This window comes from Ruegeria sp. (assembly GCF_028066395.1).
GTDB lineage: Bacteria > Pseudomonadota > Alphaproteobacteria > Rhodobacterales > Rhodobacteraceae > Ruegeria.
This window is the reverse complement of sequence record NZ_JALCBM010000014.1, coordinates 19110-45904: the sequence shown is the minus strand read 5'-3', so window position 1 is coordinate 45904 and position 26795 is coordinate 19110. Positions and strand designations below refer to the sequence as shown.

Annotated in this window: 30 protein-coding genes; 13 read left to right on the top strand and 17 right to left on the bottom strand. The window is 61.6% G+C overall.

Translation table 11 applies throughout. The annotated features are described in order from the left end of the window. Positions 1 to 5: 5 nt before the first annotated feature. Both MPJ51_RS06805 and MPJ51_RS06800 read right to left on the bottom strand, forming a co-directional pair. On the bottom strand, positions 6 to 974 hold the full coding sequence (locus MPJ51_RS06805; RefSeq protein WP_298383686.1) for a KpsF/GutQ family sugar-phosphate isomerase: 969 nt from the start codon (positions 972 to 974) through the stop codon (positions 6 to 8). After that, on the bottom strand, positions 971 to 1585 hold the full coding sequence (locus MPJ51_RS06800; protein ID WP_298383683.1) for a ribonuclease D: 615 nt from the start codon (positions 1583 to 1585) through the stop codon (positions 971 to 973). Before MPJ51_RS06800 ends, MPJ51_RS06805 begins: the two co-directional genes overlap by 4 nt. A gap of 151 nt (positions 1586 to 1736) precedes the next feature. Between MPJ51_RS06800 and MPJ51_RS06795 the strand changes: the two genes are divergently transcribed. The 7 genes from MPJ51_RS06795 (at position 1737) to MPJ51_RS06765 (ending at position 8582) form a co-directional block, all read left to right on the top strand. Further along, on the top strand, positions 1737 to 3074 hold the full coding sequence (locus MPJ51_RS06795; RefSeq protein WP_298383680.1) for an MFS transporter: 1338 nt from the start codon (positions 1737 to 1739) through the stop codon (positions 3072 to 3074). Next, a complete protein-coding gene (locus MPJ51_RS06790; RefSeq protein WP_298383677.1) occupies positions 3061 to 3489 on the top strand; it encodes an Lrp/AsnC family transcriptional regulator in 429 nt (142 codons plus the stop codon). The genes MPJ51_RS06795 and MPJ51_RS06790 overlap by 14 nt, the downstream gene beginning before the upstream one ends. A 73-nt stretch (positions 3490 to 3562) precedes the next feature. Further along, a complete protein-coding gene (locus MPJ51_RS06785) occupies positions 3563 to 4237 on the top strand; it encodes a lytic transglycosylase domain-containing protein (RefSeq protein ID WP_298383674.1) in 675 nt (224 codons plus the stop codon). Between the two features lie 10 nt (positions 4238 to 4247). Beyond that, positions 4248 to 6335, top strand: coding sequence for a flagellar biosynthesis protein FlhA (gene flhA / locus MPJ51_RS06780; protein ID WP_298383671.1), 2088 nt, complete (start codon positions 4248 to 4250; stop codon positions 6333 to 6335). After that, complete coding sequence (locus MPJ51_RS06775; protein WP_298383669.1) at positions 6332 to 7105, top strand: flagellar biosynthetic protein FliR; 774 nt, start codon at positions 6332 to 6334, stop codon at positions 7103 to 7105. The genes flhA and MPJ51_RS06775 overlap by 4 nt, the downstream gene beginning before the upstream one ends. Next, positions 7102 to 8187 carry a flagellar type III secretion system protein FlhB gene (locus tag MPJ51_RS06770; protein ID WP_298383666.1) on the top strand — a complete coding sequence of 362 codons (1086 nt, stop codon included), beginning with the start codon at positions 7102 to 7104 and terminating at the stop codon, positions 8185 to 8187. Before MPJ51_RS06775 ends, MPJ51_RS06770 begins: the two co-directional genes overlap by 4 nt. After that, complete coding sequence (locus tag MPJ51_RS06765) at positions 8187 to 8582, top strand: hypothetical protein (RefSeq protein ID WP_298383662.1); 396 nt, start codon at positions 8187 to 8189, stop codon at positions 8580 to 8582. The genes MPJ51_RS06770 and MPJ51_RS06765 overlap by 1 nt, the downstream gene beginning before the upstream one ends. Positions 8583 to 8615: 33 nt before the next feature. Here the strand turns inward: MPJ51_RS06765 and MPJ51_RS06760 are convergent, their stop codons facing one another. Genes MPJ51_RS06760 through MPJ51_RS06720 form a run of 9 tightly spaced genes read right to left on the bottom strand, consistent with a single transcriptional unit; the run spans position 8616 to position 13158 of the window. Next, positions 8616 to 9119 carry a flagellar basal body-associated protein FliL gene (locus MPJ51_RS06760; protein ID WP_298383659.1) on the bottom strand — a complete coding sequence of 168 codons (504 nt, stop codon included), beginning with the start codon at positions 9117 to 9119 and terminating at the stop codon, positions 8616 to 8618. A gap of 9 nt (positions 9120 to 9128) precedes the next feature. Then, positions 9129 to 9860 (bottom strand): flagellar basal body L-ring protein FlgH, encoded by a 732-nt coding sequence (flgH, locus tag MPJ51_RS06755; RefSeq protein ID WP_298383656.1) that lies wholly within the window; start codon positions 9858 to 9860, stop codon positions 9129 to 9131. After that, positions 9860 to 10273 carry a flagellar basal body P-ring formation chaperone FlgA gene (flgA, locus tag MPJ51_RS06750; RefSeq protein ID WP_298383654.1) on the bottom strand — a complete coding sequence of 138 codons (414 nt, stop codon included), beginning with the start codon at positions 10271 to 10273 and terminating at the stop codon, positions 9860 to 9862. The genes flgH and flgA overlap by 1 nt, the downstream gene beginning before the upstream one ends. Beyond that, complete coding sequence (gene flgG / locus MPJ51_RS06745; RefSeq protein WP_298383652.1) at positions 10273 to 11058, bottom strand: flagellar basal-body rod protein FlgG; 786 nt, start codon at positions 11056 to 11058, stop codon at positions 10273 to 10275. Before flgG ends, flgA begins: the two co-directional genes overlap by 1 nt. Before the next feature lie 21 nt (positions 11059 to 11079). Next, positions 11080 to 11790 (bottom strand): flagellar hook-basal body complex protein, encoded by a 711-nt coding sequence (locus tag MPJ51_RS06740; RefSeq protein WP_298383649.1) that lies wholly within the window; start codon positions 11788 to 11790, stop codon positions 11080 to 11082. Further along, the gene (locus tag MPJ51_RS06735) at positions 11790 to 12062 is read right to left on the bottom strand and encodes a flagellar biosynthetic protein FliQ (protein WP_298383646.1); all 273 of its coding nucleotides are present in this window, start codon (positions 12060 to 12062) and stop codon (positions 11790 to 11792) included. The genes MPJ51_RS06740 and MPJ51_RS06735 overlap by 1 nt, the downstream gene beginning before the upstream one ends. Positions 12063 to 12066: 4 nt before the next feature. Next, the gene (gene fliE, locus MPJ51_RS06730) at positions 12067 to 12357 is read right to left on the bottom strand and encodes a flagellar hook-basal body complex protein FliE (protein WP_298383643.1); all 291 of its coding nucleotides are present in this window, start codon (positions 12355 to 12357) and stop codon (positions 12067 to 12069) included. Between the two features lie 12 nt (positions 12358 to 12369). After that, positions 12370 to 12756 carry a flagellar basal body rod protein FlgC gene (flgC, locus tag MPJ51_RS06725; RefSeq protein WP_298383640.1) on the bottom strand — a complete coding sequence of 129 codons (387 nt, stop codon included), beginning with the start codon at positions 12754 to 12756 and terminating at the stop codon, positions 12370 to 12372. Between the two features lie 12 nt (positions 12757 to 12768). Next, positions 12769 to 13158, bottom strand: coding sequence for a FlgB family protein (locus MPJ51_RS06720; RefSeq protein WP_298383637.1), 390 nt, complete (start codon positions 13156 to 13158; stop codon positions 12769 to 12771). An 88-nt stretch (positions 13159 to 13246) separates the two neighbouring features. Between MPJ51_RS06720 and MPJ51_RS06715 the strand changes: the two genes are divergently transcribed. From MPJ51_RS06715 to MPJ51_RS06690, 6 genes are all read left to right on the top strand, one after another. After that, positions 13247 to 14584 (top strand): FliI/YscN family ATPase, encoded by a 1338-nt coding sequence (locus MPJ51_RS06715; RefSeq protein WP_298383634.1) that lies wholly within the window; start codon positions 13247 to 13249, stop codon positions 14582 to 14584. Between the two features lie 87 nt (positions 14585 to 14671). Then, positions 14672 to 15511 carry a flagellar motor protein MotB gene (locus MPJ51_RS06710; RefSeq protein ID WP_298383632.1) on the top strand — a complete coding sequence of 280 codons (840 nt, stop codon included), beginning with the start codon at positions 14672 to 14674 and terminating at the stop codon, positions 15509 to 15511. A 97-nt stretch (positions 15512 to 15608) separates the two neighbouring features. Further along, positions 15609 to 16904 (top strand): flagellar hook-basal body complex protein, encoded by a 1296-nt coding sequence (locus tag MPJ51_RS06705; RefSeq protein ID WP_298383629.1) that lies wholly within the window; start codon positions 15609 to 15611, stop codon positions 16902 to 16904. A gap of 34 nt (positions 16905 to 16938) precedes the next feature. Continuing rightward, entirely contained in the window at positions 16939 to 18390 is a 1452-nt protein-coding gene (gene flgK / locus MPJ51_RS06700) for a flagellar hook-associated protein FlgK (protein ID WP_298383626.1), read from the top strand. Between the two features lie 2 nt (positions 18391 to 18392). Then, entirely contained in the window at positions 18393 to 19397 is a 1005-nt protein-coding gene (locus MPJ51_RS06695; RefSeq protein WP_298383623.1) for a flagellin, read from the top strand. Next, complete coding sequence (locus MPJ51_RS06690; protein WP_298383621.1) at positions 19397 to 20491, top strand: flagellar basal body P-ring protein FlgI; 1095 nt, start codon at positions 19397 to 19399, stop codon at positions 20489 to 20491. The genes MPJ51_RS06695 and MPJ51_RS06690 overlap by 1 nt, the downstream gene beginning before the upstream one ends. Before the next feature lie 11 nt (positions 20492 to 20502). Here the strand turns inward: MPJ51_RS06690 and MPJ51_RS06685 are convergent, their stop codons facing one another. The 6 genes from MPJ51_RS06685 to MPJ51_RS06660 form a co-directional block, all read right to left on the bottom strand. Beyond that, entirely contained in the window at positions 20503 to 21150 is a 648-nt protein-coding gene (locus tag MPJ51_RS06685; RefSeq protein ID WP_298383618.1) for a DUF1523 family protein, read from the bottom strand. A gap of 11 nt (positions 21151 to 21161) precedes the next feature. Continuing rightward, positions 21162 to 21428 (bottom strand): hypothetical protein, encoded by a 267-nt coding sequence (locus tag MPJ51_RS06680; RefSeq protein ID WP_298383614.1) that lies wholly within the window; start codon positions 21426 to 21428, stop codon positions 21162 to 21164. Next, positions 21429 to 22766 (bottom strand): DUF6638 family protein, encoded by a 1338-nt coding sequence (locus MPJ51_RS06675; protein ID WP_298383611.1) that lies wholly within the window; start codon positions 22764 to 22766, stop codon positions 21429 to 21431. Between the two features lie 124 nt (positions 22767 to 22890). Beyond that, positions 22891 to 23685 (bottom strand): hypothetical protein, encoded by a 795-nt coding sequence (locus MPJ51_RS06670; protein ID WP_298383608.1) that lies wholly within the window; start codon positions 23683 to 23685, stop codon positions 22891 to 22893. Further along, positions 23682 to 25613 (bottom strand): ATP-binding protein, encoded by a 1932-nt coding sequence (locus tag MPJ51_RS06665; protein ID WP_298383602.1) that lies wholly within the window; start codon positions 25611 to 25613, stop codon positions 23682 to 23684. The genes MPJ51_RS06670 and MPJ51_RS06665 overlap by 4 nt, the downstream gene beginning before the upstream one ends. A gap of 75 nt (positions 25614 to 25688) precedes the next feature. Then, positions 25689 to 26795 (bottom strand): hypothetical protein (locus tag MPJ51_RS06660; protein WP_298383599.1); only part of this gene is annotated, 1107 nt, incomplete at its 5' end.

The following is a 26795-nucleotide window of genomic DNA, read 5'->3' as shown; positions in this document are numbered from 1 at the left end:
CTCCCTTAACCCAGCCCGACGCGCAGGCAGTCGTGGATGTGCAACAGGCCCTTTGCCTGACCCGGTGCGGCCTCATCCACCACGAAAAGTGAGGTGATTTTGCGGTCGTTCATGATCGACACCGCCTCTTCCGCCAATGCGCCGGATTGGATGGTGGTGGGGCTTTCGGTCATGACCTCTTGCGTGCTCTTGCCCAGCAGCCCGTCCATGTGCCGCCGCAGGTCGCCATCGGTGATGATACCGATCAGGTGTCCTTGTGCGTCGGTGACACCTGCTACGCCAAAGCCTTTCTGGCTGATCTCGATCAGCGCGTCGCTCATCGCCGTGTCCGCCGCAACCAGAGGCAGCGCCGCACCCGTATGCATCAGGTCACCCACGGTGGACAGCCGCGCACCCAGTTTGCCGCCGGGGTGGAAGGCGCGAAAATCCTCGGGCTGGAAATCGCGGTATTTCATCAGCGCAATCGCCAGCGCATCCCCCATCGCCAGCGTCAGCGTGGTCGAGGTTGAGGGCACCATGCCAAACCCGCATGCCTCACCCATCGACGGGATCAGCAGATGTACATCGGCCTGCTTCATCAGAGTGCTTTCCGGTTTGCTGGACAGGCCAATCAGCGGAATGCCAAAGCGGCGGGTGAAGGCCAGCAGGTTGGCAAGTTCCGGCGCCTCGCCCGAGTTCGAGATCGCCAGAACCACATCGCCCTTGGACACCATACCCAGATCACCATGGCTGGCCTCGGCCGGGTGCACGAAATAGGCGGGCGTGCCGGTGCTGGCCAGCGTTGCGGCGATCTTGTGGCCGATATGGCCCGATTTGCCGATGCCGCTGATGATGATCCGGCCCGTGGCTTGCAGGATCATCTGCACGGCTTCGGCAAAGTTCTCGTCCAGGCTGTCGGCCAGTACGTCCAGCGCGCGGGCCTCGTCGGTGACCACCTGTCTTGCGGTTCTCAGGAATGCTTCGGTATCGGTCATGAGTGCGCAAAAATATCCGTTTCGGGCCAACCGGCGAGGTCAAGCTTCGCGCGCATCGGCAGAAAGTCAAAACAGGCCTGCGCCATCTCGGCGCGGCCTTCGCGGGCCAGCCGCGCGTTCAGACCGTCGCGCAGCTGATGCAGATACAAAACGTCCGAGGCGGCATAGTCCAGCTGCGCCTCGGTCAGGGTTTCTGCGCCCCAATCACTCATCTGCTGCTGTTTCGAGATATCGACGCCCAGCAGCTCCTGACACAGGTTCTTCAGCCCATGCCGGTCGGTATAGGTGCGGATCAGGCGGCTGGCGATCTTGGTGCAATAGACCGGCGCGGCCAGCGCGCCAAAGGTGTGATACATCGCGGCGATATCGAACCGGCCAAAGTGGAACAGTTTCAGCACCTCCGGGTTTTCCAGCATCGCGCACAGGTTGGGGGCCGCTGTCTGGCCTTTCTCCACCTGCACGATATGGCTGTGCCCGTCGCCACCCGACATCTGGATAACACACAGGCGATCCCGATGCGGATTCAGCCCCATGGTTTCACAGTCAATGGCCACAACAGGGCCCAGATCCAGCCCATCCGGCAGGTCGTTCTTGTACAGGTGGTTCGCCACGGAATTGTCCTTTGTGCACTGTCGCCCCCGAGATAGGAGGTTTGGCCACCAAACTCAACGCTGTCCGTGGAAAACCGCCGCAGGGGCGGCATCTTGACGAACGGCCCCGCGCGCGAACAATTGGCGCAACTGTGACAAGGAACCCCTCCTGATGCTCAGCGTCTTGCGCAACCGCACCTATCGCCACCTGTTTGCCGCGCAGATCGTGGCACTGACCGGCACCGGGCTGGCCACACTGGCGCTGGCGCTGCTGGCCTATGATCTGGCCGGGGACGGGGCCGGGCTGGTGCTGGGCACGGCGCTGACCATCAAGATGGTGGCCTATGTCACCATCGCCCCGCTTGCCGCTGCGTTTGCCGAGCGTCTGGACCGCCGCCGCATGCTTGTGGCGCTGGATCTGGTGCGTGCGGCGGTGGCGCTCTGCCTGCCCTTCGTGACCGAGGTCTGGCAGGTCTATGTGCTGATCTTTCTGCTGCAATCCGCCTCGGCCGGGTTCACCCCCGCCTTTCAGGCCACCATCCCCGATGTACTGACGGATGAGAGGGACTATACTAAGGCCCTGTCCCTGTCCCGGCTGGCGATGGATATGGAAAGCCTGCTCAGTCCGATGCTGGCGGCGGCCCTGTTGCTGATCGTCAGTTTCGACAGCCTGTTCTGGGGCACCAGCCTGGGGTTTGTTGCCTCGGCAATGCTGGTGGTCTCGGTCGCGCTGCCCTCGCCCAAACCGGGCAAGCGGCGCGGGATTTACGACCGGACCACCCGCGGCATTCGCATCTACCTGAAAACCCCCCGGCTGCGCGGGCTGCTGGCGCTTAGCTGGAGTGCGGCAGCGCTGAGTTCCATGGTGATCGTCAACACCGTCGTCATCATCCGCAGCGATCTGGGCCTGTCCGACAGCGCTGTTGCCATCGCTTTGGCCGGGTTCGGGGGCGGTTCGATGCTGGCCGCCTTTGCGCTGCCCCGGCTGCTGGACCGGTTCGAGGATCGCAAGGTCATGATCTTCGGTGCCACCCTCGGCACCCTCGCCATGGCCGCTGCTGCGGTTCTGGCCGCGATGATGCCGCTTTCGCTGGCTCTGCTGACCGTCTTCTGGACCTGCACCGGGTTCGGCTATTCGGCGACGCTGACGCCCTCGGGCCGCCTACTGACCCGCTCGGCCCACCCCGAGGACCGCCCGGCAGTGTTTGCCGCCCAGTTCACCCTGTCCCACGGCTGCTGGTTGGTGCTGTATCCGCTGGCGGGCGGGTTGATGACCATGTTCGGCAGCGCGGTGGCACTGGGCTGGATGGCTGCCTTTTCGGTGCTGGGGCTGGTTGCGGCCCTGCTGATCTGGCCACGTCGGGATCAGGGGTCCGTCGCGCATGACCACCCCGATTTGCCACAGGATCACCCTCATCTAGCCGGGGACGCCCCGCACGCCCACCCGATCATCATCGACGACCTGCACCCGCATTTCCCGCAAAACCGGAGCCAAAATGGACCCGCTTGACCGCCGCATCATCGCCGCCCTGCAACATAACGCCCGCGCTTCGACCACCCATATCGCCGCGACGCTGGGGGTTGCGCGGACCACCGTGCATGAACGCATCAGCCGGATGGAGGAACGCGGGGTGATTGTCGGCTATTCCGTCGTGCTTGGCGAAACCGATGACACGCCCCGGGTTCAGGTCATCGTCCTGCTGGAAGTGCAGCAAAAGGAAACCGCCCGCATCATCAAACGGCTTGATGCGTTCCCCGAGGTGAAACTCTGCCTCTCGATCAATGGCGATTTCGACCTGCTGCTGTCGGCCGAGGCCCCCCGGATCGAGGATCTGGATATTCTGGTAGATGAACTCGCCCGCATCCCCGGCGTGTCGCGCACCAACACCAGCGTGGTTTTTGGCCGCCGGATCGACCGAAACTGAGACGGCGATAACCCTCTGTAAACCGATGATTGGCTAGCTTGCCCCGGATGGATCAGAATCCCGGACCGGCAGAATGCCCAACCTGAGACTATTACTCGTGCTGCTTGTGCTGCCGCTGCCCGCGGCTGCCATAACTGCGGACATCTGCGATCAGGCCGCCCGCCGCGCCGCTGAAACCGAAGGCGTGCCGCTTAAGGTGCTGCGGGCCATCACGAGGGTCGAAACGGGCCGGGTGCGCGATGGGCGGCTGGCCCCCTGGCCCTGGGCCGTCAATGTCGAGGGCCAAGGCTATTGGTTCGCGTCCGAGGCTGAGGCCAAAGCCCATATCTTCAACATCTTCCACGCTGGCACGCGCAGCTTTGACGTGGGCTGTTTCCAGATCAATTACCGCTGGCATGGAAAGGCATTCCGTTCGATCGACGCCATGTTCGACCCGGATGAAAACGCAGGCTACGCCGCACGGTTCCTGAAACAGCTTTACGCCGAGCTGGGATCATGGCCCGCAGCCGCCGGGGCCTATCATTCGCGCACGCCCAATCTGGCCAAGGCCTATTCCGGGCGCTTTCAGACAGTTCTGGCACAGCTTGGCGACGCGCCCCTGCCACAAACGGCGCAAGCCTCGCGCGATCCGTTCACCGCTGCGGCAACCCCTCTGGTCCCCTTGTGGCAAGCCGAATCGCAACAAGGCGCGCTTGGCTCGCTGATGCCCGCAACCGACGGCGCCACCGCCTTCATCGCCTTCAATTAGGAGCTGGCCCTTGCCCCGGATCGACATCCGCACCCTGTTTTCACCCACCGTCCTGCTGGCCATCGCGCTGATGACGGTCATCGTGATGATGATCCTGCCCATGCCCGCCTGGGTGCTGGACGTGGGGTTGGCAGCATCCTTCGCGCTGGCCATCCTGATCTTCACGCTGACTTTGTTCATCGAGCGGCCACTGGATTTCTCGGCCTTCCCGACGATCCTGCTGGCCTCGCTGATGCTGCGGCTGTCGCTGAACGTGTCCTCGACCAAGCTGATCATCGGGCAGGGCCACACCGGCACCAATGCCGCAGGGGACGTGATCGAAGGGTTCGCGCAATTCGTCATGGGCGGCAGTATCTTTCTGGGTCTCGTGGTGTTCGGCGTGCTGCTGATCGTGAACTTCATGGTCATCACCAAAGGCGCCGCCCGCATGGCCGAGGTCGGCGCGCGGTTCGCGCTGGACGGGATGCCGGGCAAACAACTGGCCATCGACAGCGACATGTCCGCCGGGGCCATCGACCACCAGCAAGCCAAGGAACGGCGCGAGCGCGAACAGCAGGAGACGACGTTCTTCGGTTCACTCGACGGGGCGTCGAAATTCGTCAAAGGCGATGCGATTGCCGGGCTGCTGATCACCCTGCTGAACCTTGTGATGGGTCTGATCATGGGCGTGATCGTGCATGGCATGCCGGTCACATCGGCCTTTGAAACTTATGCGATTCTGACCGTCGGCGACGGGCTGGTGTCGCAAATTCCAGCGGTAATCATCTCGATTGCCTCGGCGCTGTTGCTGGCGCGCGGGGGCACGCAAGGGGCCACCGACAGCGCCATATTCTCCCAACTCGGGCGGCATCCCGCAGCACTGGGCACCGTCGCCGTGCTGATGGTGCTGTTCGCACTGGTCCCCGGTCTGCCGTTTTTGCCCTTCATCCTCGGGGCAGGTGTCTTGGGCTATGCCGCCTACAACGTACACCGCACCCAAAAAGCGCAGGACCTGGCCGACCAGCAGCCAGAGGCCGAGGCGGAAGCGCCAGTCTCACAAGCGATCGGGGATATTCTTGATCTGGACGACGTGCATCTGGAATTCGCCCCCGATCTGGTCAGCATGGTGCTGGATCAGGGCACTGGGCTGGACGCGCGGATCGCCAATATGCGCACCTATGTCGCGTCCAGTTTTGGCCTGATCCTGCCCGAGATTCGCCTGACCGACCGCGCCGAACTGCCCACCGGCACCTACGTGATCAAGGTGCAAGGGGTTGAACAGGCGCGTGGCGTTCTGAACTCGGATCTGGTTCTGGCGCTGGTGCAGGACGGTCAGGACCTGCTGCCGGACGGGACCGACGTGACCGAGCCGGTCTACGGCGCCCCCGCTCGCTGGATTCTGCCCAAAGATCAGGAGGCCGCCGCCCTGAACGGTGCCACCATCGTCACCCCGCCCGAGATTCTGGCCACCCATCTGCTGGAGATCATAAAACAGAATTTCTCGCGCCTGCTGACGCTGAAATCCCTGCGTCGCCTGCTGTCCGAGATGACCCGCCTCAGCGATGCAACCCGGGCCGAGGCCAACCGCAAGCTGCTGGACGAACTGATCCCCGACAAAGTGCCCATCGACACGCTGCACGCGGTGTTGCGGCTGTTGCTGGATGAGAGGGTCTCGATCCGCAACATGGCCCTGATCCTGGAAAGCGTGGCCGAGGCGCGCCTGACCACCACCCAGCCCGAGGGCATTTGCGAGCTGGTGCGGCAGCGGCTGGGTTTCCAACTGGTGGCAGAGATGAAGCGCGAGGATGGCTCGATCCCCCTGATCCAGCTGGCCCCGGAATGGGAGGATACCTTTGCCACCTATCAGATCGACGCGCCCAATGCCGGGCTTGATGTGGCGCTGCCGCCGAACCTGTTCAACAAGCTCGCCGACGGCGTCGTCAACAGCGTCGCGCAATCCGCCGATCACGGGTTGTTTCCGGCGGTGGTGACCTCGACCCGGCGACGGCGGTTGCTGCGCACCATCATGCATGCGCGCGGGGTCGCCAATCCGGTCCTCTCGTTCGAAGAAATCGGGCTTGAGGCGCGGCCATCGCTGGTCGGCACGGTGCCCGCGTGATCGCCCTGCCGTCGGAATTGCTGGCGCAGCTGGGCGATGAGATTTGGCATGTGTTCGCTGTGTTTCTGCGGGTCTCGGCTTTTGTGTCGCTTTTGCCTGCCTTTGGTGAACAAATCATCCCGACGCGGGTGAAACTGGCCATCTCTGCGGCCTTCACCCTGATCGTAACCCCGGCAGCGCCCGCGCCGGTCCTTGTCGCGAACCCGGTTGCCCTGGCCGGGTTGGTGGGCTCCGAAGTTGTGGTCGGGCTGGCGCTGGGCATGGGTCTGCGGCTGTTTGTGCTGGCGCTGCAAACCGCGGGATCGATCGCCGCGCAGGCCACATCGCTGTCGCAAATTCTGGGTGGTGTCAGCGTCGATCCGGCCCCGGCGATGGGTTACCTGCTGATGCTGGCCGGGCTGGCGCTGGCGGTGCTGATGGGGCTGCATATCCGCGTGGCGCAATTTCTGATCCACAGCTATATGATGTTTCCCATGGGCACCGTGCCCGCCGCACCGGACCTGTCGCATTGGGGCGTCCAGCAGATCGCCCGCAGCTTCGGACTGGCCTTTGCGCTGGCTACGCCCTTCGTCATCGCCTCGCTGATCTACAATCTGGCGCTGGGCGTCATCAACCGGGCCATGCCGCAGCTTATGGTCGCCTTTGTCGGTGCCCCGGCGATTACCTTTGCCGGTCTGTTTCTTCTATTCGCGGGCACGCCTCTTATCCTCTCGGTCTGGGTAGACGCGCTGTTTGCCCACCTCCAGAACCCGCTTGGGGGCACGAGATGAGCGGACAGGACGATGACGCCGACAAGTCCTTTGAGGCCACCCCGCAGAAACTGCAAAAAGCCCGCGAAAAGGGTGAGGTCGCCAAGTCCAACGATCTGTCCGTGGTTGCCGCCTATGCCGGACTGCTGATCGCGCTTCTAGCCGCCGGGCAGTTTTCGGTCGAACGTCTGGGCTCGGCCTTTGTCATCCTGCTGGATCAGCCTGAAGAAATGGCCCAGCTACTGACCACTGGCCCCGCTTTTGGCCCCGTCGGCGGTTTGCTGAAATCAACCCTGCTCCCGGTCTCGCTGCTGTTTGCCGTCCCCGCCGCCGCTGTGCTGCTGAACCTGATCGCCCAGCGTGCGCTGATCTTTGCCCCCAGCAAGCTGAAACCAAAGGCGTCGCGCATCTCTCTCCTGTCCAATGCCAAAAACAAGTTCGGCCGAGGCGGCCTGTTCGAGTTCTCCAAAAGCTTTGTGAAGCTGCTGATCTACGGCACCTGCCTGACGCTGTTCCTGCACGCCAACCTGGCCGAGATCCTGTCAGCCAGCGCAGCCCCCGCGCGTTCCTCCATCCTGTTGATGATGAACCTGCTGTTTCGCTTTCTATTTATCGTGATCGCCATCGCTCTGGCGATCGGCGTGATCGACTATATCTGGCAACATACCGAGCATCTGCGCAAGAACCGCATGTCGCGCAAGGAAATCCAGGATGAGACCAAGGATGCCGAGGGCGACCCGCATGTCAAACAGCAACGCCGCCAGCGCGCGCAGGAAATCGCGACCAATCAGATGATGGCCGACGTGCCCGAGGCCGATGTGGTCATCGTCAACCCAACCCATTATGCCGTTGCCCTGAAATGGTCACGCGCGACCGGCACGGCGCCGGTCTGTGTGGCCAAGGGTGTGGACGAGGTCGCCGCCGCCATCCGCTCCAAGGCAGGTGAGGCTGGCGTGCCCATCCATTCCGACCCGCCCACCGCGCGCGCGCTGCACGCAACCGTAGAGATCGGGCAAGAGATCGCCGAAGAACATTACCGCCCCGTCGCCGCCGCCATCCGCTTTGCCGAGGCGATGCGCAAACGGGCCAAGGGGCAGATCTGATGGCGCGCGCGCGGATATCAGACCTGGCGGAGGCGACAGAGGCCGACTTTCAGAAAGAATATCAAGAGCTTCGCCCCCTGCTGCAGAAAGAGGCCCAGCTACAGGCGCAGCTTGTGCGGCTGGATGCACAACTGGCGCAGGTAAAGGCAGACAGCATCCAGACCGAGGGCTATCACGTGACCGGCGGCGATATGTTGTGGCACGGTTGGGAGTCAGCAACGCGGCGGCAGTTGAACATGGAACTGGCGCAAGTACGGGCGCAGAAGCTGGCCGCGATGGAGGGCCTGCGCAAGGCGTTTGGCCGCAAGCAGGCTGTCGAGAACCTGTCCCGGCAGGCGCGGGAACAGAAGCGGCAGAAACAGCAAAAGGCGTGGATGCGCCAAATCACCGGATAATCCGTCCCGGCGTGATCGCCGGGGCGGTTCGGGTCAGGTGTCCTGTCGGGCAACACTCATGATCAGAACGCGTGAGACATCCTCACCCAGATCCTTGCGTGCCACTTCCAGCAGCGACTTGCGCAGGGTTTTCAGATTGCTCGATTGCGTGAAGGCGCCGTCAAAACCGCCGGTATTGGCGTGGTCGAACAACACCTGCAGGAAGCCATCGCGCAGTTTCGGCTCGATTGCGTAGAAAGCTTCCTCGATACCCGGTTTTGTCTCAATGCTGAGCGACATGGTGACCAGCGCAGAGATTTCATCATCCGCGACCACCGGCACTACGAATTGCTTGGTCAGCTTGAGATATTCATAGGCGCTGGCCTTGTCATCCTTGCTTTTTTTCTTGGATTTGGCGGATTTCTCTTTCTTCGGCTTTTCCTTGGCCGCCTCATCCTTGGGCATGTCCTTGTCCGGCGACATCAACATGATTCCGCCGCCGGCACCCGCAGCGAAACCCACGATCAGAAAGATAATCGGTAGAAGCTTCTTGATCACGGCGACACCTCAGAACGGCAGCAATGCATCAAGGACCTGCTGGCCGACCCGCGGCTGCTGCACATCCGTAATCTGCCCACGACCGCCATAAGACACGCGTGCTGATGCGATCTTGTCATAGGTGATTTCATTCTGGCGTGAGATATCCTGGGGGCGCACATAGCCCGAGACCAGCAACTCGCGCAGTTCGAAATTCACCCGCAATTCCTGCGTGCCGGAAATCGACAGGACACCGTTCGGCAACACATCGATAACCGTCGCGGCGACGCGAAGGGTCAGTTTCTCTTTGCGTTTGACCGAACCTTTGCCCCGGCTTGATGACGCGGAATCGATTGAAACCGCATCATCCAGGGTTGCCCCTCCAGGCAGTTGCTCTGCCGCCCGTTGCGGCAGGCCGAACAGGCTGGGCACGGCCAGACTTTCGGACCCGGTGCGCGAGCGGTCGGTGTCATTGGAAATCTCGGCCTTTTCGTCCAGTTCGATCACCACGGTCAGGATATCGCCCTTTTTGATCGCCCGCTGGTCACCCAGCAGCGAGTGTTGCCCCCCGCTCCATAATGAGGACTGATCGACCGTCCGTTGCGGCTGCGTGTGCAGCGGCAGCCCGGGCCAGAGCATGGCAACATGTTCTGGGGATTCCGTGTTTGGCGTCAGGCTGGGGGGCTTGCCCAGATGATCCAACCGCGCGCAGGCGGATACGGCAAGCGCACAGATTATCAAAGAACCGGAGAGTTTAGGCATCACTGAACCTCGATTTGACCGTCGGGCCGGATAAGACCCGTGACTGTGGTGCGCGACGACAGGTTCATCACGCGAATACGTTCTCCCGCAGCGCCCCGCCCGAGGGCGCGCCCTTCGGTCGAGATCGACAGAGACGCCTGGTGAAAGATCAGCGTCACCAGATCGTTGCGGTTGACGATGGCGGGCGGGCCGAAATCGCCCGGGCGGATGGGACGACCGGGGTAAAGCGCCACGCGCGCCTCTTGCCCGATCAGATCAGCAGGGTCGGTGACCGCCCCCGCGATATTCACCGTCTTGGTTTCCAGATCGGCGGCCACGATCACCTCTTTGGCGCGGATGGTGCGGGTGGGCACCACGATATCGGCCAACGCGCCCAACGGAGCCAGAGCCAGAAGAAAAACCAGACCCCGCATCAGCGCACCTGCGTCGTTGCGCCCATCATCTGATCGACGGCAGAGATGACCTTGGCGTTCATTTCATAGCCCCGCTGCGCCTCGATCAACTCGGTAACCTCACGCACGGCGTCGACCGAGCTGTCCTCAAGATAACCCTGCCGAAGGGTGCCCAGCCCGTCCTCGCCCGGGGTGCCGATCACAGGGGGGCCCGAGGCTTCGGTTTCCTTGAACAGGTTGCTGCCAATCGCCTCCAGCCCCTTGGCGTTCGAGAAGCTGGACAGGGTGAACTGCCCCAACAGCTGGCCTTCGGGGGCGTCATCGAAATAGGCATAGACCTCACCCGCCGCGTTGATCGAAATCGACCGGGCATCGTCGGGGATGGTGACTTCGGGCGCGACGGCAAAGCCGTCCGAGGTAACAATCAACCCCTCGGCCGAACGCTTCAGACTGCCGTCGCGGGTAAATCCGGACTGGCCATTGGGCAGGGTTACCTCAAGATAACCGCGCCCTTCGATGGCAACATCTAGATCGCTGCCCGTCGCGGCCAAGGCCCCTTGCGCCAGTTGCACCGTCACCGCCGCCGGACGGACGCCCAGGCCCAGTTGGACACCGGTCGGCAGAACCGTCCCGTCCGCCGTGTTCACCGTGCCGGCGCGGGCCATCTGCTGATAGTGCAGATCGGCAAACTCGGCCCGGCGGGCGTTGTAGCCCGTGGTGCTCATGTTGGCGAGGTTGTTCGAGATCGTCTCGACCCGCATCTGCTGGGCAGTCATACCCGTGGCGGCAATCTTCAAAGCGCGCATGGCGAAATCTCCTTTTGCAAATCAGCGCATCATGGCCTTGAGCGCGCTGCGAACCCGCTCGTCTTCGGTTTCCAGAAAGCTTTGGCCCAGCTCATAGGCGCGCTGGATTTCGATCATCCGTGTGACCTGTTCGATGGCGTTGACGTTGGAGCCTTCGAGGAACCGGTGCAGAACAACAGGCTCATCGACCGGGTTTACATCGCCTGCGGGGCGGAAACGGGTATTGCCCTCGCGCACCAGATCGCGGGGCTCGGCCACCTGATAGACGCCGATCTGACCCAAGGGCTGCCCGTTCACACTCAGCGTGCCATCGCTACCCACGTCGATTGTGGCGGCATCGGGCGGGATAAAGACCGGGGCACCGTTGCTGTCCAGCACCCGCGCGCCATCGGGGGCGACCAGATCGCCATCGGCATTGGGCGAGAAGCTGCCCGCGCGGGTCAAACGGTTGCCGCCGGGGGTTTCAACCATGAAAAACCCGTCGCCCTCGATGGCGAAATCGAACGACCCTCCGGTCTCGGTCAGGACGCCCTGATGCAGCGCGGTGTTGCGCACCTCGGCTCGGCTCATGGACAGAGAGGGGCTGCCGGGCATGTCGCGGACGAACTCGGAAAACACCAGGCCCTGCGCCCGGTAGCCGGTGGTGTTGGCATTGGCGATATTGTTCGCCACCAGCCGCATTTCATTCATCAGGCCCGATTGGCGGGACAGGGTGACATAGTTGGTGTCCATCAGCGGCCTCCGGCAATCAAGGGGACGAGGGTTGTAGTGAAGAAGGTCACCAGCGTCTGGGTCATGAACCCCATCGAGATCCAGAACACGATGACGATGGCGATCAGTTTCGGGACGAAGGTCAGCGTCATTTCCTGCACCGAGGTCAGCGCCTGAAACAGGCCCACGGCCAGGCCCGAGATCAGTGCCACCGCCAGAATCGGGACCGAGGTGATGACCGCGACCCATAGCGCCTGACGCACGATGTCATAGAACAGACCTTCGCTCAGCATCGTGTCAGACCGGCATCCGCAGGATTTCCTGATAGGCTTCGACCACCTTGTTGCGGACGATGACGGCGGTTTCGACCGCTAGTTCCGTCTGAGCCAGCGCCTGCACCAGCGCATGCGGATCGGCCTGCCCGACCATCGAGGATTGGGCCACCTGTTCGCTGTGTTTCAACGTGGCGGCGAAGTCCTGAAAGGTGGCGCGCAACCCCTGTGCCATCCCTTCGTGATCCGGGTCGGCCTGTGTTGCGGGGCGGGCGCCTGCATAGTTCTGCGCCGCGGTCAGTGATCGGATATCCATTCTGGCTGTCCTTTATTTTCTAAGCAAATCCATCAGGCCCGACGACATCTGCCGGGTCTGGTCGAACATTTTGAGGTTGGCCTCATAGCTGCGCTGCGCCTCGCGCGCGTCGGCGATCTCGATCATCAGATCGACATTCGAGCCGCGATAGTGACCGCTCTCATCGGCCATCGGGTGGCCAGGGTCGTAGATGCGGGTCAGATCGCGCCGGTCCAGCTTGACCCGCCCGGCCTGCACCGTCATGCGGCCATCCTGCTCGACCGTTTCAAACGGCACGGTCTTGCGCCGATAGCCGGGCGTATCCGCGTTCGAGATATTCTCGGACACATGACGCAGCCGCGCCGCCTGTGCCCGCAGGGCACTGGCCGAGGCCGACAGGGAATGGGAAAAATCGCTCATCCTGATCCCCTCTTATGCCTTGCCCAGACTGGTGCGGAGGATACCGAGCGAAGATCGATAGATCGCCAACGCACGGTCATGCTGGCGCTTGACCTCAACCGCTTTCAGCATCTCTTCCTCAAGCGAGACGCCGTTGCCGTTCGGGTCGCCGGAGGGTTCGGCCTCATGCTCAGCCCAGGGCTGCATCGCGTCCGAGCGGCCATGCAGGTGGCCTGCCCGGGTGGCGGTCATCTCGGCCCCGCCACCGGTTTTTTCAAAGGCTGTCTGAAAGGTCGCGATATCGCGGGGCTGATAACCCGGTGTATCCGCATTGGCCATGTTGCGCGCAATCACCGCCTGCCGTTGTCCGGCATGGGTTGCCATAGCGTGCGCTGTCTTAAAGACGTTCAGGTCAGAGAACATCGGGGCTTCTCCCTCGATCAATTTCAATCAAGGCTTAACCCCGATTCCTTTAGAAAGCGTTTTCGACACACCAGTTGGAGAATCCATGATGTCCGATCTCGACCCCATGCGTCTGAAATGCGAATTCGACAGGATGTCCGCCGTGCGCCATATGGGCCGCGTGGCGGGCGTGGCGCATGGGCTGATTGAAATCGACGGCCTGTCAGATCAGGCGCGAATCGGGGATCATCTGGTGCTGCGCCGCCGCAAGGGTCCCGAAATCACCGGTGAAGTGCTGCATGTCGAATCAGACCGGGTGCAGATGCTGCCCGGTACGGCGCCCGATGGGGTTTCACTGGGCGACCCGGTGGTTCTGGAGCCCGTGGCGGCCTTCGCGCCGGGAATGCATTGGCTGGGCCGCGTGGTTGATCCTTTTGGCCAACCGCTGGACGGAAAACCCCTGCTGGGCGGCACGCAGGAGTGTGATCTGATGCGCGCGCCGCCCCCTGCCGTGGCCCGCAAACCGCTGGGGGAACGGATGGAGACGGGCCTGTCCGTGCTCAACACCATGCTGCCCATCGTGCGCGGCCAGCGGGTCGGGTTGTTCGCGGGCTCGGGTGTCGGCAAATCTACTTTGCTGGCGACGCTCGCCAAGGCCATGCAGGCTGATGCGGTGGTTGTCGCGCTGGTGGGTGAACGCGGGCGCGAGGTCAATGAATTCGTCGAAACCGCGCTGGGGGCCGAGGGGATGAAACGATCGGTCGTGGTGGCTGCGACCTCGGACCAGTCGGCGCTGGCGCGCAGGCGGTGTGCCTGGTCGGCGATGACCGTGGCCGAGCATCTGCGCGATCAGGGCCTGAACGTCCTGTTTCTGGCCGATTCGGTGACCCGCTTTGCCGAGGCGCATCGCGAGATCGCCGTCGCGATGGGCGAGGCACCCTCGCTGCGCGGCTATCCCCCGTCGGTGACACCGCTGATCGCGAATCTCTGCGAACGCGCCGGTCCGGGGACGGCGGATCAGGGGGATATCACGGCGGTGTTCAGCGTTCTGGTCGCGGGCTCGGACATGGATGAACCGATCGCTGATATTCTGCGCGGCGTGCTGGACGGCCATATTGTACTGAGCCGCGATATCGCCGAACGCGGGCGATTTCCGGCGATTGACCTCAGCCGCTCGGTCTCGCGCAGCTTGCCGGGGGCGGCGACCGAGGATCAGAATCGGATGATCGCGGACACCCGCAAGCTGATCGGCAGTTATGAGCAGTCCGAAGTGATGATCAAGGCCGGGCTTTATGCCGAAGGTGCCGATCCGCTGCTGGATCAGGCCGTGCGCGTGCATGAGGATCTGGACGCGTTTTTCGGCAAAGCCGAGCCAGACGGGATCGAAAACAGCTTCAACCGCCTGTCGCTGATCCTGCGCCGGGCGGGCGCCGGGTTGCCGCGATGAGTGAAAACCAAGACAGTTTTAAGTGTTAAGCCCCCCTTAAGACCTGCCCTGTTACCCCGATAGACGGGTGATAAGAAGGTGGTGGAGATGGGTGCGCAATCCAATGCGGCGCCAATCATCATCAAGAAGAAGCGTGTATCGGGTGGCGATGGCCATCACGGTGGCGCGTGGAAAGTCGCATATGCGGACTTTGTCACGGCCATGATGGCCTTCTTCATGTTGATGTGGCTGCTGAATGCAACAACGGAACAACAACGCAAGGGGCTTGCGGATTACTTCTCGCCGACGATTCCGGTCAATCCGGTCTCGGGCGGGGGTGATGGCGCCTTTGGCGGCAACAACATGTTCTCGGAGGAAACGCTGGTGATGGATGGCGCGGGCGCTACGAACCGCCACCCGACCAAGGCGAAAGAGGCGCGCGGGTCCACCGGTGTCGCCGCCAAGGGCGGCGGGGATCATTCATCCGAGGAGTTCTCAACGCTTGAGGCTCACCTGCTGGGCCGCACCGGCGAAAGCGTGGTTTCGGAAAAGCTGCTAAAACACATCATCACCCGCGTCACCGACGAAGGGCTGGTGATCGAGATGTTCGATACCGAGGATCAGCCGCTGTTCGATTCGCAAACGGATAAACCGACCGAAATGATGCGCGCGCTGGCCTTGCTGGTAACCCGGTCTGCCGACCTTGTGACCAATGCGGTCGCGGTCGAAGGGCATGTGCGGTCGGAACCGTTGGTTCTGGCCAGCAACCCCACATGGGACCTGTCCACCTCGCGTGCGCAGGTGGTGCGTCAACTGCTGCAAAACAAGGGGATGGCGGGGGGCCGCTTTGACCGAATCGCCGGGCATGCGGATCGTGAATTGATGGCAGAAAACCCGATGGCCGTGCGCAACAACCGGATCGAGATCATCTTTCTGAGGACCCCCTGACCGGAAACTATAGAACGCATTTTACCTGTTAGCGCGCTGTTAAGGCCCCGCACGTTAGCTGTTGCCGGAACGATTTACGCAACAGAAGGGCGTGCTGATGACCATTTCCTCTTCGCTGAATGCCGGTGTGGCGTCGTTGAAGGCCAATGCAAATAAGCTGGCCACGATTTCAGACAATATCGCCAATTCATCGACCTTTGGCTACAAACGGGTCGAAACCGACTTTCATTCGCTGGTCACCGCGGGGCAAGGCGGCAGCTATTCCGCCGGTGGGGTCAGAACCACCAGCCAGCGCATGATCGATCAGCGCGGGTCGCTGGTGACCACCGACAATTCCACCGACCTGGCAGTGAATGGGCGCGGCTTGCTGCCGGTGCAGCCGGTTTCCCAGATTGGAACCGGCTCGAACGAGATGCTGTTGACCACCACAGGGTCGTTCCGCACCAATGAAGAAGGGTATCTGGTCACTCAATCGGGATTGGTTCTGCTGGGCTGGCCCGCCGATGCCAACGGCACCATCCCCAGCGTGCCCCGTGACACGCCCGCAGCGCTCGAACCGGTCCAGCTGAGCGTCAACAAACTGTCAGGCGCACCAACCACCGAAATGAATCTGCGGATGAACCTGCCCGCAACCGCAACCGATGCCGGTGCGCCCGGTGATACGCAGCCCCTTTCGGTCGAATATTTCGACAATCTGGGCAAATCGGAAAGCGTCGATATCGAGCTGGTGCCGACCGTTCCGGCAACCGGGTCCAGCAATGAATGGACCATGACATTGCGCGATTCGGCCTCGGGCGGGGCGGTGATCGGGGAATACACCCTGACCTTCACCGACAGCCGGACAGCGGGCGGGACGTTGGCCAGCGTCACCGCTGTTTCCGGTGGCGCCTACGACCCGGCAACCGGCAGTTTCGTGGTGAACGTGGCGGGCGGCCCGCTGGAGGTTGATATCGGCCTGATCGGCGATTCCGACGGGATCACGCAGCTTTCGGACACGTTCGCCCCCGTATCAATCACGCGCGATGGCTCGGCCGTGGGCACGATGACCAGCGTTCAGGTCGATGAAAAAGGCTTTGTTTACGCGTTCTATGACACCGGCATCAGCCGCTTGATGTATCAGGTGCCGCTGGCCGATGTGCCCAACCCCAATGGCCTGACGGCAATGGACAGCCAGACCTACGCCCCGTCGCGCGACAGCGGGACCTTCTTCCTGTGGAACGCGGGTGAAGGGCCAACGGGCGACCTGATCTCATTCGCGCGCGAGGAATCGACCACGGATGTCGCGACCGAGCTGACATCGATGATCCAGACCCAGCGCGCCTATTCCTCTAGCGCCAAGGTGATCCAGACCGTCGATGAGATGCTGCAGGAAACCACCAATATCAAACGCTGATCCCGGGTTTGACGGGCCGAAAAGGAACTGATTCATGAGTATTTCGACAGCGTTGAACAATGCCATGACCGGGCTGAACGCGGCCAGTCGCGGCGCTGCGGTTGTGTCGGGAAACATCGCCAACGCGCTGACCCCGGATTACGCCCGCCGGTCGCTGGAGCTGACGACCAGCACCATTTCCGGCAACGGCGTCAATGTGGCGGGCATCACCCGCCATCAGGACCCGGTGCTGCTGGCCGACCTGCGCACGACGGATGCGGATATGGTCAACACCACCGTAATCTCGGAATTTCATGCCGGGTTCGAAAATCTGGTCGGCACCGCCACGGATGACACATCGATTGCCGCCCGTCTGTCGACCCTGGAAAGCAGTCTGATCACGGCCGCCAGCCTGCCTGATTCCGCCCAACGTCTGGATGACGTCGCCCGCAGCGCCAGAGATTTGACCGAAGCGCTCAATGCTGCCTCGGACGGGGTGCGGCAGATGCGATCCGACGCGGACCGCACCATCGGCAAACAAGTTGATACGCTGAATCAAACCCTTCAGGACCTCGAAAAGCTGAATGCCAGGATACCCGCGGTGCGCAATTCCGGCGGCGATGTAGGGGCATTGTTGGATCAGCAGCAGGCCCTGATCAATCAGGTGAATGAGATCGTACCGGTCAATGCGGTGGCCCGGGAGAATGACCGCGTGTCACTATATTCCGACGGGGGCCTTATCCTGCTTGAGGGCAGCGCGGTCGAGTTTTCCTTTTCGACCACCGGCGAAACCATGCCGCACATGACCGTCGGCAATGGCCTCTTGTCAGGGCTTGAGGCGAATGGGCAGCCGGTCCGGATCACGGGCGACTATGCCCAGATCCGGGGTGGCGCGCTGGTTGCACAATTTCAGGTTCGCGATGAACTGGCGGTCGAGGCGCAGGCCGATCTGGATGCCGTTGCCCGTGACCTGATTGAACGGTTTGAATCACCGGGGCTGGACCCGACCGTCACCGCGACCGACCCGGGTGTTTTCACTGATGGCGGTGCCCGGTTCGACGTGACCGCCGTAACCGGCCTGGCCTCACGAATCGAACTGAACACAAGCGTCGATCCCAACGCAGGCGGCGATAGCTGGAAACTGCGCGCCGGGCTGGGTGCGGCCACTCCGGGTGATCCGGGTGATGCATCTCAACTGCAGGCTTTCGGGGCGATTCTGGATGATACCCGCCCTGTGAGCGGGGCCAGTTTCGGCACCGGCACCCTGCGCGCCGCCGAAATCGCCGAGGCACTTTTATCAAAGGCGGGCACCGATGCGCATAGGGCCGAACAGCGCCAGTCCTTCGCCGCCAGCGCCCAGCAGGAGATGGAGCAGATCGTGGCCGAGCAGGGCGTCGACAGCGACGCCGAGCTTCAGCGCCTGATTTTGATCGAACAGGCCTATTCGGCCAACGCGCAGATCATAACGGTCGTCAACGAGCTGATGGATACATTGCTGAGGATTTGATCATGACACTGACTTCGATAGGCGATCTGGCGCGCGGAATGACCCTGCGGACACGCAGCGCCGAGATCAATTCCCAGATCGAAACCCTGTCCTATGAGCTGTCCAGCGGGCAGGTGCAGGATATCTCGGGCCGTCTGGGCGGCGACTATTCCCACCTGCTCGACCTGGATCACAGTCTGGCGCAGCTGGACGCCTATAACATCGCCACTTCCGAGGCACGCCTGTTCACCGATGCGATGCAGCTCAGCCTGACCACATTCAGCGAGTCGGTGGGCGAGCTGTCTTCGTCGCTTCTGTCTCACGGCACTTCGAACCAGACCGTAACCCACGAACAGGCCTCGGTTCTGGCCCGGAACGAGCTGGACACGATGGTCTCGGCCCTCAATACCCGGGTTGGCGGGCGCAGCCTGTATTCGGGCACCGCCACGGATGTGTCCCCGCTGCCCTCGACCGATACATTGCTGAACGCGCTGCAAACCGAATTGACCGGCCTGACCACGGTCGCGGATATCCGGCAGGCTGCCGAGGATTGGTTCAACGATCCCGCCGGGTTCGAGGCTGTCATCTATCAGGGATCTGCAACATCCCTGTCCCCGATGCAGATATCCGAGAACGAGAAGATCGATCTGCCGATCACGGCCACCGATCCTGCGTTCAAGGCCGCGCTGCGCGATGTGGCCGTGGCGGCGCTGGTATCGGACAGCGCGCTTAATCTGGCCCCGCAGGACAGAACCGCGCTGTTTCGGGACCTGGGTGTCAATCTGGCGAATACCCAGAACCAAACCATCAAATTGCAGGCCGAGGTGGGTACAGCCGAGGCCCGCGTCGAACAGGCCGCCACCCGCAACGCGGCCGCGCAGACCAGCGCCGAATACGCGCGTGGCGCCCTGATCGAAGCGGACCCTTACGATACCGCAGCCCGGTTGGAGACGGTGCAGTTTCAACTGGAAGCCCTCTATTCCGTAACCGTACGCAACGCGAACCTGTCACTGGTGAACTTCCTGTGATGCGTGTTCTTGTTTTCCTGCTGATGTTGTTGCCCGGTCTGGCCAATGCCGGGGCGATCCGGTTGAAAGATCTGGTGGATTTCGACGGCGTGCGCGGCAACGATCTGGTTGGATACGGTCTGGTCGTCGGGTTGAACGGCACCGGGGACGGGCTGCGAAACTCTCCCTTCACCGAAGAGATCATGTCCAACATTCTCGAACGTCTCGGCGTCAACGTGAATGGTGAGGATTTTCGCCCCAAAAACGTCGCCGCCGTATTGGTGACCGCCACCTTGCCGCCGTTTTCACGAGTCGGCAGCCAGATTGACATCACGGTGTCCGCCATTGGCGATAGTAAAAGCCTGCTGGGCGGCACCCTGATCATGACACCGCTGAACGCGGCGGACGGTCAAATCTACGCCGTGGCACAAGGCACCGTTCTGGCAGGCGGTGCCGTGGCCGAGGGCGAGGCCGCAACGGTCACGCGCGGTGTTCCGACCTCGGGCGTTGTGCCGTCAGGCGCGCGGGTGGAGCGTGAACTGGACTTTGAACTCTCGGCACTGACCCAGTTGCGTCTGGCTCTGCGCGAGCCGGACTTTACCACCGCCGGGCGGATCGAGGCCGCGATCAACACCGAATTCAACCGTGCCGTCGCGATCATGCGTGATTCCGGTACGGTGGAGTTGAACATAGCCGCCACGCGGGCCGTTTCGACAGCGCATGCCATCGGGCGGATCGAAAACATTCTGGTCGAACCTGAAAGCAAGGCCCGGGTCGTGGTCGATCAGCGGTCAGGCACCATCGTGATGGGGCAGGATGTCCGCATCTCGCGCGTCGCTGTATCGCAGGGCAATCTGACCCTGACGGTCGAGGAAGCACCGATTGCCGTGCAACCCAACCCCTTTGCCCGTGGCGAAACCGTCGTGGTCCCGCGCACTTTCGCCGGCATTGAAGAGGAAGAAGGCACCGGTCTGGCCGAAATCCCCGAGGCTGCCACCCTGTCCGAAGTGGTTGCCGGGCTGAATGCGCTCGGGGTGTCCCCGCGCGACATGATCGACATCCTGAAGACGATCAAGGCGGCGGGGGCCCTGCATGCGGAGTTTGTGGTCAGGTGACCGGGTTGACCCTATTTCGATTTCCAGCTGTCCAGCCAGCGGCGGACTCCGTTGCGCTTTTCTTCAATTGCATCACCCGCCGCATACAGCCCGTCTTCCACGTTCTCCAACATCGGGTCGATCCGCCGCTGCCGGAATCGGCGCCAACGCACCCAAAGTGCCCAGAGGATGGCGAAGAACACCGTCAGGAAAATGATATTGAACCATGGGATCAAACGCACATCGGGGCTGTCCACCGGGCGCACTGAGACTGCGTTCGGATAGATCGTCATGAACTCATTCCGCCAACCATAATAGCGCAGTACGACCCATTGCGGATCCTTGGAGGTCGAGACCAGATTGGTCAGCTCTGCCTGCAGGTTGGAACTGTCGAGTTTAAAATAAGGCGGCCAGCCCCAGCCGGTATCCTCGTTACGAAAAACACGCGGCTTTCCGTTGGGGCGGAAGGTTTCGACGAACCGCACATCACGATTGACCGTCTGGGCCGTTTCCTGACCGGTGTCCTGCTGCGCCCAAAAAATCGAGTTCTCACCGAAATCGACCCGGCGCACTTCGGTTTTGACGACCCGCACCACGTCCTGATGCGGCAGGGTATAATTCAGCACTGCGGCGACAGAGCCCCAGAACAAAAGGATGAACGCCCATTTGATATAGACCATTTATTCGGCCCTCATTTGAAATTGGTAATATAGATCAGCAGGGCGATGGCCCCAAGCGGAACAACATAGACCCCCAGCAACAGTTTCTTGCGAAAAGAACTGTCGTATTTCTTCAACCCCCGCGCAATAAAGGCGTCCCGGTCACCGGTCATCCCCTTCTTCTCCCAATGCGCAATCAGCTTGCGCCGCCGCATCAGACGGGAATAGAGCGACAGGCCGACATAGACCACCGTCAGAATGATCAGCAATGGAATAAGGAAGCGGATAGCGACGATCATTCAGGTCCTCCCAACAGCGCCCCACGGCCCGACCCGCGCAATGAGCGCATCGCTGACACGATCCTCACCGCTCATATCCGGTTCGTGGCCGAACAGCGCGGCGCGGGCACCGGCTTTGTCCACCTGATACTCGCGCGCGAGGAAGTCGGCAACAAAGGCTTTCTTGGCCTCGGGCCAGGTCGCGTAGGTCGAGTAGAACAGCTGTTTATGGCAAATGAACATCTGGCGCGGGTCCAGAGGGGCAAGCTCGGCCAGCAGCATGTTCACCAGATCGCGGTTCGGCGTGTCCGCCGCGCGCAGCGTATAGAAATACGCCGGGTGATCCGAGGCGATGCGTGGCCACGGCCCCCCATCCGTTGCCCAGCGCAACAGTTGCGCCAGCCCATGATACGCCTCGGGCAGGCGGTCCGCGTGGTTGCGGGCGAGACGCCGCATATCGCTGCGATCCAGCCCGGTCAGGTCGACATCGGCATCCGCGGCGGCATCAATGGCCAAGAAATCCATCTTCTGCTGCAGGATCGCAGCGGCATCCACGCCGCGCGCCTTGACGATGGGTTCGACCAGATCGTTCATGTCGAGGAATTTGGCAATCTGGTTCCGCCGCGTCGGGTCAAAGACGTATTCGATCGGCAGGCCATCGGGTTTTTCACCCATGCAAATCGCCGCCGGATGATCCACATCCGGGAACAGGTAGAGCCCGCCAAAATGCGCCGTCCAGAAGTTGCGCTGTTCGAACGCGGTGTGGCGCAGGCGGACGGGGTTGCGGGTGACATCGCCAGTTTCCTTGGCCGTCTCGATCATTTTGGCGATCAGCACATCATCGAACCAGGCGTCCTCTTCGGTCTTGAACCGCTCGACCATGCCCGCCAGTTGCTCGGCCTTGCGCAGGGTGCCGCCTGCGGTGTCGGCTTCGATCTCGATCTTGCGCAGGTTCAGCAGGTCGCGGGGCGTGGTGAGTTTGAAGACCGAGTTCACCAGCTCTCCGGCCACCGCATCGGTGGCGGTCAGGGCAAACAGCTGCGCCTCGTTCATCTCGATGAATTCGCGCAGGATATCGCGCGAGGTCGAGAATTTGACGTTCAGCAGAGGCGCGCGTTTCTGCTCGGTCGTCAGCAAGATGAACTGCCGGTTGACCCCGTTAGGATTGAGGTAAAGCTCATCCTCCAGCTCAATCCCCACCTCCGGCGAATAGCCCGAGATATCGACATGGAAATCCGTCAGAGCCGTGGTCTTGCCCGCCAGATGCTGCAGTGCGCGGTTATACCGCTCGACCAGAGCCGGGCTGGAGATGTGGACAAGGTTGCCAAACATCAGGCCTTTTTCGATGAGGCGGATCATGACATTTGCCTTCCCGCACAACGGTAGCGATGCGCCCGGCCCGAGGGTGGGTGCGGAACGCGCCCGCCTTGGGGGGCGGGTCGGGCGCGTCGCGGCTGCGCCGCGTGTACAGAACCATACGGTATCATCGCGTCCCCTTATTCCCATTGTTAACTCTCAAAAATACCGGAAGCCTTATTTCTTCCAATTCCCCAACAAGCTGGGGATCTACCCAATGAGGAGTCCGTCTCGCGGTTTTCTTTGGGAACCGAGAAAGTACCACTTTACGAACTAACTGTTCGAAAGTTTCATTCACCCAATCGGTCGCATCCAGGTTCCATTGGAACCATTCGTTGTGCAACTCAATCTTCTCTTCTTTCGAAGAGGCAGTCCTGTTAGCGCGATTGAGCCTAGCAATAAACATGCTTTCCTCACCCAATGGATGAATTGTATTGGCGTTGTGCTTATGGACATACAATGAAAGCCTTGCATTCTCAGAAACGCCGCCGAGGTTTTCTCTAGCAGGCTTCAGTCGGTAGTGGTTGGAGGCTTCGTGTCGAACAAAAAGCGCCAGTTTATATCCTTTGCGCGCTTTTAAATTTTCGAATTTCGTGTTTGCAGCTTCAAAAAGTCCGCGAACTACGGGGTCGTCAGTTTTGTTATCTTTGTCTTTCAAGTTCATCAATTGGCTGAACTCAAATATTTTTGCGGAAAACAAACGCAGTAGAACATTTGATTGGGCGAAGATCATATGATCTACTACGTCGTTATCCTCGAGATCGTGCCAAGAAAGCATATATAGCCGCGCGAGGGTGTTGATCTCACTTATTGCGTAGCTAGTTACGCACAGAGCTGCTCGTTGATCTTCCGGAATCTGGTTAAACTCCTCCCTAGAAAGGCGATACTCCGTAATGTGCTCAATTGCCTTTAGCTCGCTCACCCCTTCCCCTCCAGATACCGCCGTTTGGCCTCTTCCATCCGGCCCATCTCGCGGACGGCGTTCTCGATGGCAACCTCATCGCTCTTGTCGGCATAACGGAATTCGCTGTCGGCGTAGCGGTTGATTTCCTGCATCACCATGTCCACCGTGATCGGCTGGCGCAGGTCCTCGATCATCGCCTTCTTGGTGTCGTAGTCGCGGAACAGGAACAGGTCGGGGTTCTCCATCCATTCGTCGGGCAGTTCGAAATCCATCGCGCGGACCTTGACTGCGTCGGTGATGTTCTTGATCGCGCGACCCGTGAACCGCTCATCCGCCTGTTGGATCGCCTTGAGGTAGGTGCCCAGCTTGGCGATCGTGTCCATCTGGCCGATCTCGCCAGAGACCCGGTCATAGACCTGCAGCAGCGCATCCTCATGCGGGCGGGCGTGGCTTTCGAAACTGGCGGCGACGGCCTTCTTGATCTCCTGCGCGGCATAGGCTTCGTGTTCGCCCAGCGGGATGTCGTGGTTGCGGCCCATCAGCAGGTGCAGGATGTCGATGTAGTCCTCGCGCGTTTGCGGCCCGTCCACCAGAAACCGCGCGCCCGCACGTTGGCGCAGGGCGTCGTCCACATTCTCGGGGTAGTTCGAGAACATGCCAAAGGTGCAGTTGCCGCGCACGACGGTGTTGGCGCCCGCAAAGCTCTCCATCAGCACGGCGGTGATTTCCAGTTGACCCGCGCTGGACTGCCGGTCGCCACGTTTACCTGCCAGTTGGTCGATATCGTCGATGGTGCCGAAACCGATGACCGAGGGGTCGATGATCGTGTTGATAAAGGCCTTGGCGTTCTGGCCGGATTTGCCCTGATAGCTGTCGATATTGTCGGTGCTCAGGTTCTGATAGCGGAACGGATAGCCCGCGTTCTGGCAATAGTCGTTGATCAGCCCGGCCATCATCTGGATCAGAGTCGTCTTGCCCGTGCCCGGTTTGCCGTCACCCATGAAGGTAAAGATGAACCCGCCGAGTTCCGCGAACGGGTTCAGGCGGCGGTCGAAATCATAGGCCATCACCATCTTGGCCAGCTTCATCGCCTGATATTTGGCGATATGGTTGCCCACCACCTCGTTCGGTTTCTTGAACGTCATGATCAGGGTGGTGGATTTAGCCTTGGAGGCCGGCTCAAAACCCCGGATCGTCAGATCATCCGCCTCGATATGCCAGGCGGCGCTCTGGAACGGGGCCAGATGACCTGCGGATTGGGCGCGCAGGGCGGCCTTATCCATCAGTTGCTCGGCATAGGCACTGGTGGCGGCGATCAGATGGGCATCGTCGGGGGCGTGTTTGGCCAGCGTCTGGTCCAGTTCCCACAACGCGCCATGCAGGGCGAGTTGGCCATTGTCGGTCAGAACCTCTTCGACCTCGCCGAGATCAACTGTGGTTTCGCCCAGATGTGAAGACATCAGATAGGCCAGCGCGTTGCCAAGCACATGTGACGTGATCAGAGCCTCGGCCGTCAGCAACTCTGAAAACTCGGCTTTACGCGCCGCAGGCAAATCCCCCGCCAGATTGGCGCGCTTCAGGTCGGCCAGCGGAGTTTGCTCGGCGTAAGCCTCAGCCACGGCCAGAGCAATCGCAATGGCCCGCCGAATGGCCTGCTGCACGGTCGCCTGAGGCGGAGACACAAGCGTATCCCCGTCATCCGAGGCCTCGATCCGTTCAACCAGATGCACCCCATCCGCCCGCGCCACACGGCGCGTCACCAGCCCCGGAGTCGTCGACCGAAACCGTCGCCCCGTCGATACGCCCGGAGACCGCTCGCCCGTCGCCTCAACCGCCTTTGCAATGCGCGGCGCATGTTCGAACCCATTCAGCAAGGTCGTAGCGGCAGGATAATGCTTGCGAATATCCGCCTCGCGCAATTCCATCTGGTCTGACGTCAAACTCATCTTTATCCTCGCAATGCCGGGCTGAAGCCCGGCCTACTCAAATTCTGTAGGGCGGGCTTCAGCCCGCCACTGGTCTCAATACTTCAACACCTGCCCCGCCTTGCTGACGACAAACTTGCGCACGTCGGCAAAGCCCGGCGGATTGCGCTCGGCCAGAACCTGAAAGGGGCGCTGAGGCAGGATGATCGACCGCTGGGTGCGTGTTGCCCCGGTCTCAGCCCCCTGTCCGCCAAACGGGTCCAGTGCGAAGACCTCGCGCTCGACGGTCGTGAACCACCCGGCGCGTTCTTCGATCACATTCTCGCTTTGCAGTTCTTCGGTGGTCCAGGCCAGTGCCCAATCCTGACCCTCGGGCGCTTGCGCATCCTCCAGCACCTGCCGCAGGGGACCGGATTGTTCGGTATAGGCCGAGGAGTACATCGGCCCCACATGGATGCGCCGCAGGTGTTTGGGATGCAGATCGTCGAAATCCTGATCAAAGCCCTTGGCAATGGTCACCAGTTTCAACCCGCCAAGCGACTGTGCCATCAGATGCGCCTGTACCTCGGGCCAGCGGCGCTGGTCCTTGGGCAAAGCGGTTTTGCCGCTGTCCTCCAACTGCATGAGGTAGATGACCGGCAGATTGATCTCGCTGTCATAGACCGCCCAGTGAATCAGGAATTTCCGCCGCTCACCCTCGTTCCCGATCCAGTGGCATTCGGGATCATTGCGGGCCCAGAACAGCTCTCCCTTCAGCAATTCCTCGTAATAGAGCCTTTGGGACAGTGCGAATTGCAACTTGGTCGGAATCTCCCGGTCGCCGATGATGGTGCGGACCATATCGGTTTTCAGATCATCTTCCGAGGGCATATTCGCCAGATGCACCTGCGCCTGCTGCGCGTCATTGGCCATGGTCAGCAATTCGGCCGCGACCGGGAACCCGCTGTCGCGCTTGTCCATGGCGAGGCTGCCAAAGAACCGCCCGGTGTCGCGCCCGACCAGCAGGTACTTCATGGAAAGCGCGCGGAAGGTGTAGAGCAGCCCCGAGAGGTAGCGCGACACGATCCGCACCTCTTGTTTCGAGATCGCGCCCTCCGCCTCCATCGTCGCGGCCACGCGCAGGAGGTGGACGGTGATCACCTCGAATTTGCGGAAATAGCGGCGCGAGGCGAAGGTGTCGGTCAGGCCGACATGGTCTTGGGT

Excerpts from the sequence above, each read along its gene's own strand:
- MPJ51_RS06715 (WP_298383634.1), top strand. The coding sequence starts at position 13,247 with ATGTCCGATCTCGACCCCATGCGTCTGAAATGCGAATTCGACAGGATG.
- flgK (WP_298383626.1), top strand. The coding sequence starts at position 16,939 with ATGAGTATTTCGACAGCGTTGAACAATGCCATGACCGGGCTGAACGCG.
- MPJ51_RS06680 (WP_298383614.1), bottom strand. The coding sequence starts at position 21,428 with ATGATCGTCGCTATCCGCTTCCTTATTCCATTGCTGATCATTCTGACG.
- fliE (WP_298383643.1), bottom strand. The coding sequence starts at position 12,357 with ATGGATATCCGATCACTGACCGCGGCGCAGAACTATGCAGGCGCCCGC.
- MPJ51_RS06705 (WP_298383629.1), top strand. The coding sequence starts at position 15,609 with ATGACCATTTCCTCTTCGCTGAATGCCGGTGTGGCGTCGTTGAAGGCC.
- flgG (WP_298383652.1), bottom strand. The coding sequence starts at position 11,058 with ATGCGCGCTTTGAAGATTGCCGCCACGGGTATGACTGCCCAGCAGATG.
- flgC (WP_298383640.1), bottom strand. The coding sequence starts at position 12,756 with ATGAGCGATTTTTCCCATTCCCTGTCGGCCTCGGCCAGTGCCCTGCGG.
- flgH (WP_298383656.1), bottom strand. The coding sequence starts at position 9,860 with ATGCCTAAACTCTCCGGTTCTTTGATAATCTGTGCGCTTGCCGTATCC.
- MPJ51_RS06805 (WP_298383686.1), bottom strand. The coding sequence starts at position 974 with ATGACCGATACCGAAGCATTCCTGAGAACCGCAAGACAGGTGGTCACC.
- MPJ51_RS06790 (WP_298383677.1), top strand. The coding sequence starts at position 3,061 with ATGGACCCGCTTGACCGCCGCATCATCGCCGCCCTGCAACATAACGCC.
- MPJ51_RS06665 (WP_298383602.1), bottom strand. The coding sequence starts at position 25,613 with ATGAGTTTGACGTCAGACCAGATGGAATTGCGCGAGGCGGATATTCGC.
- MPJ51_RS06785 (WP_298383674.1), top strand. The coding sequence starts at position 3,563 with ATGCCCAACCTGAGACTATTACTCGTGCTGCTTGTGCTGCCGCTGCCC.
- flgA (WP_298383654.1), bottom strand. The coding sequence starts at position 10,273 with ATGCGGGGTCTGGTTTTTCTTCTGGCTCTGGCTCCGTTGGGCGCGTTG.
- MPJ51_RS06690 (WP_298383621.1), top strand. The coding sequence starts at position 19,397 with ATGCGTGTTCTTGTTTTCCTGCTGATGTTGTTGCCCGGTCTGGCCAAT.
- MPJ51_RS06710 (WP_298383632.1), top strand. The coding sequence starts at position 14,672 with ATGGGTGCGCAATCCAATGCGGCGCCAATCATCATCAAGAAGAAGCGT.
- MPJ51_RS06765 (WP_298383662.1), top strand. The coding sequence starts at position 8,187 with ATGGCGCGCGCGCGGATATCAGACCTGGCGGAGGCGACAGAGGCCGAC.
- MPJ51_RS06740 (WP_298383649.1), bottom strand. The coding sequence starts at position 11,790 with ATGGACACCAACTATGTCACCCTGTCCCGCCAATCGGGCCTGATGAAT.
- MPJ51_RS06695 (WP_298383623.1), top strand. The coding sequence starts at position 18,393 with ATGACACTGACTTCGATAGGCGATCTGGCGCGCGGAATGACCCTGCGG.
- MPJ51_RS06685 (WP_298383618.1), bottom strand. The coding sequence starts at position 21,150 with ATGGTCTATATCAAATGGGCGTTCATCCTTTTGTTCTGGGGCTCTGTC.
- MPJ51_RS06795 (WP_298383680.1), top strand. The coding sequence starts at position 1,737 with ATGCTCAGCGTCTTGCGCAACCGCACCTATCGCCACCTGTTTGCCGCG.
- MPJ51_RS06770 (WP_298383666.1), top strand. The coding sequence starts at position 7,102 with ATGAGCGGACAGGACGATGACGCCGACAAGTCCTTTGAGGCCACCCCG.
- MPJ51_RS06675 (WP_298383611.1), bottom strand. The coding sequence starts at position 22,766 with ATGATCCGCCTCATCGAAAAAGGCCTGATGTTTGGCAACCTTGTCCAC.
- MPJ51_RS06735 (WP_298383646.1), bottom strand. The coding sequence starts at position 12,062 with ATGCTGAGCGAAGGTCTGTTCTATGACATCGTGCGTCAGGCGCTATGG.
- MPJ51_RS06720 (WP_298383637.1), bottom strand. The coding sequence starts at position 13,158 with ATGTTCTCTGACCTGAACGTCTTTAAGACAGCGCACGCTATGGCAACC.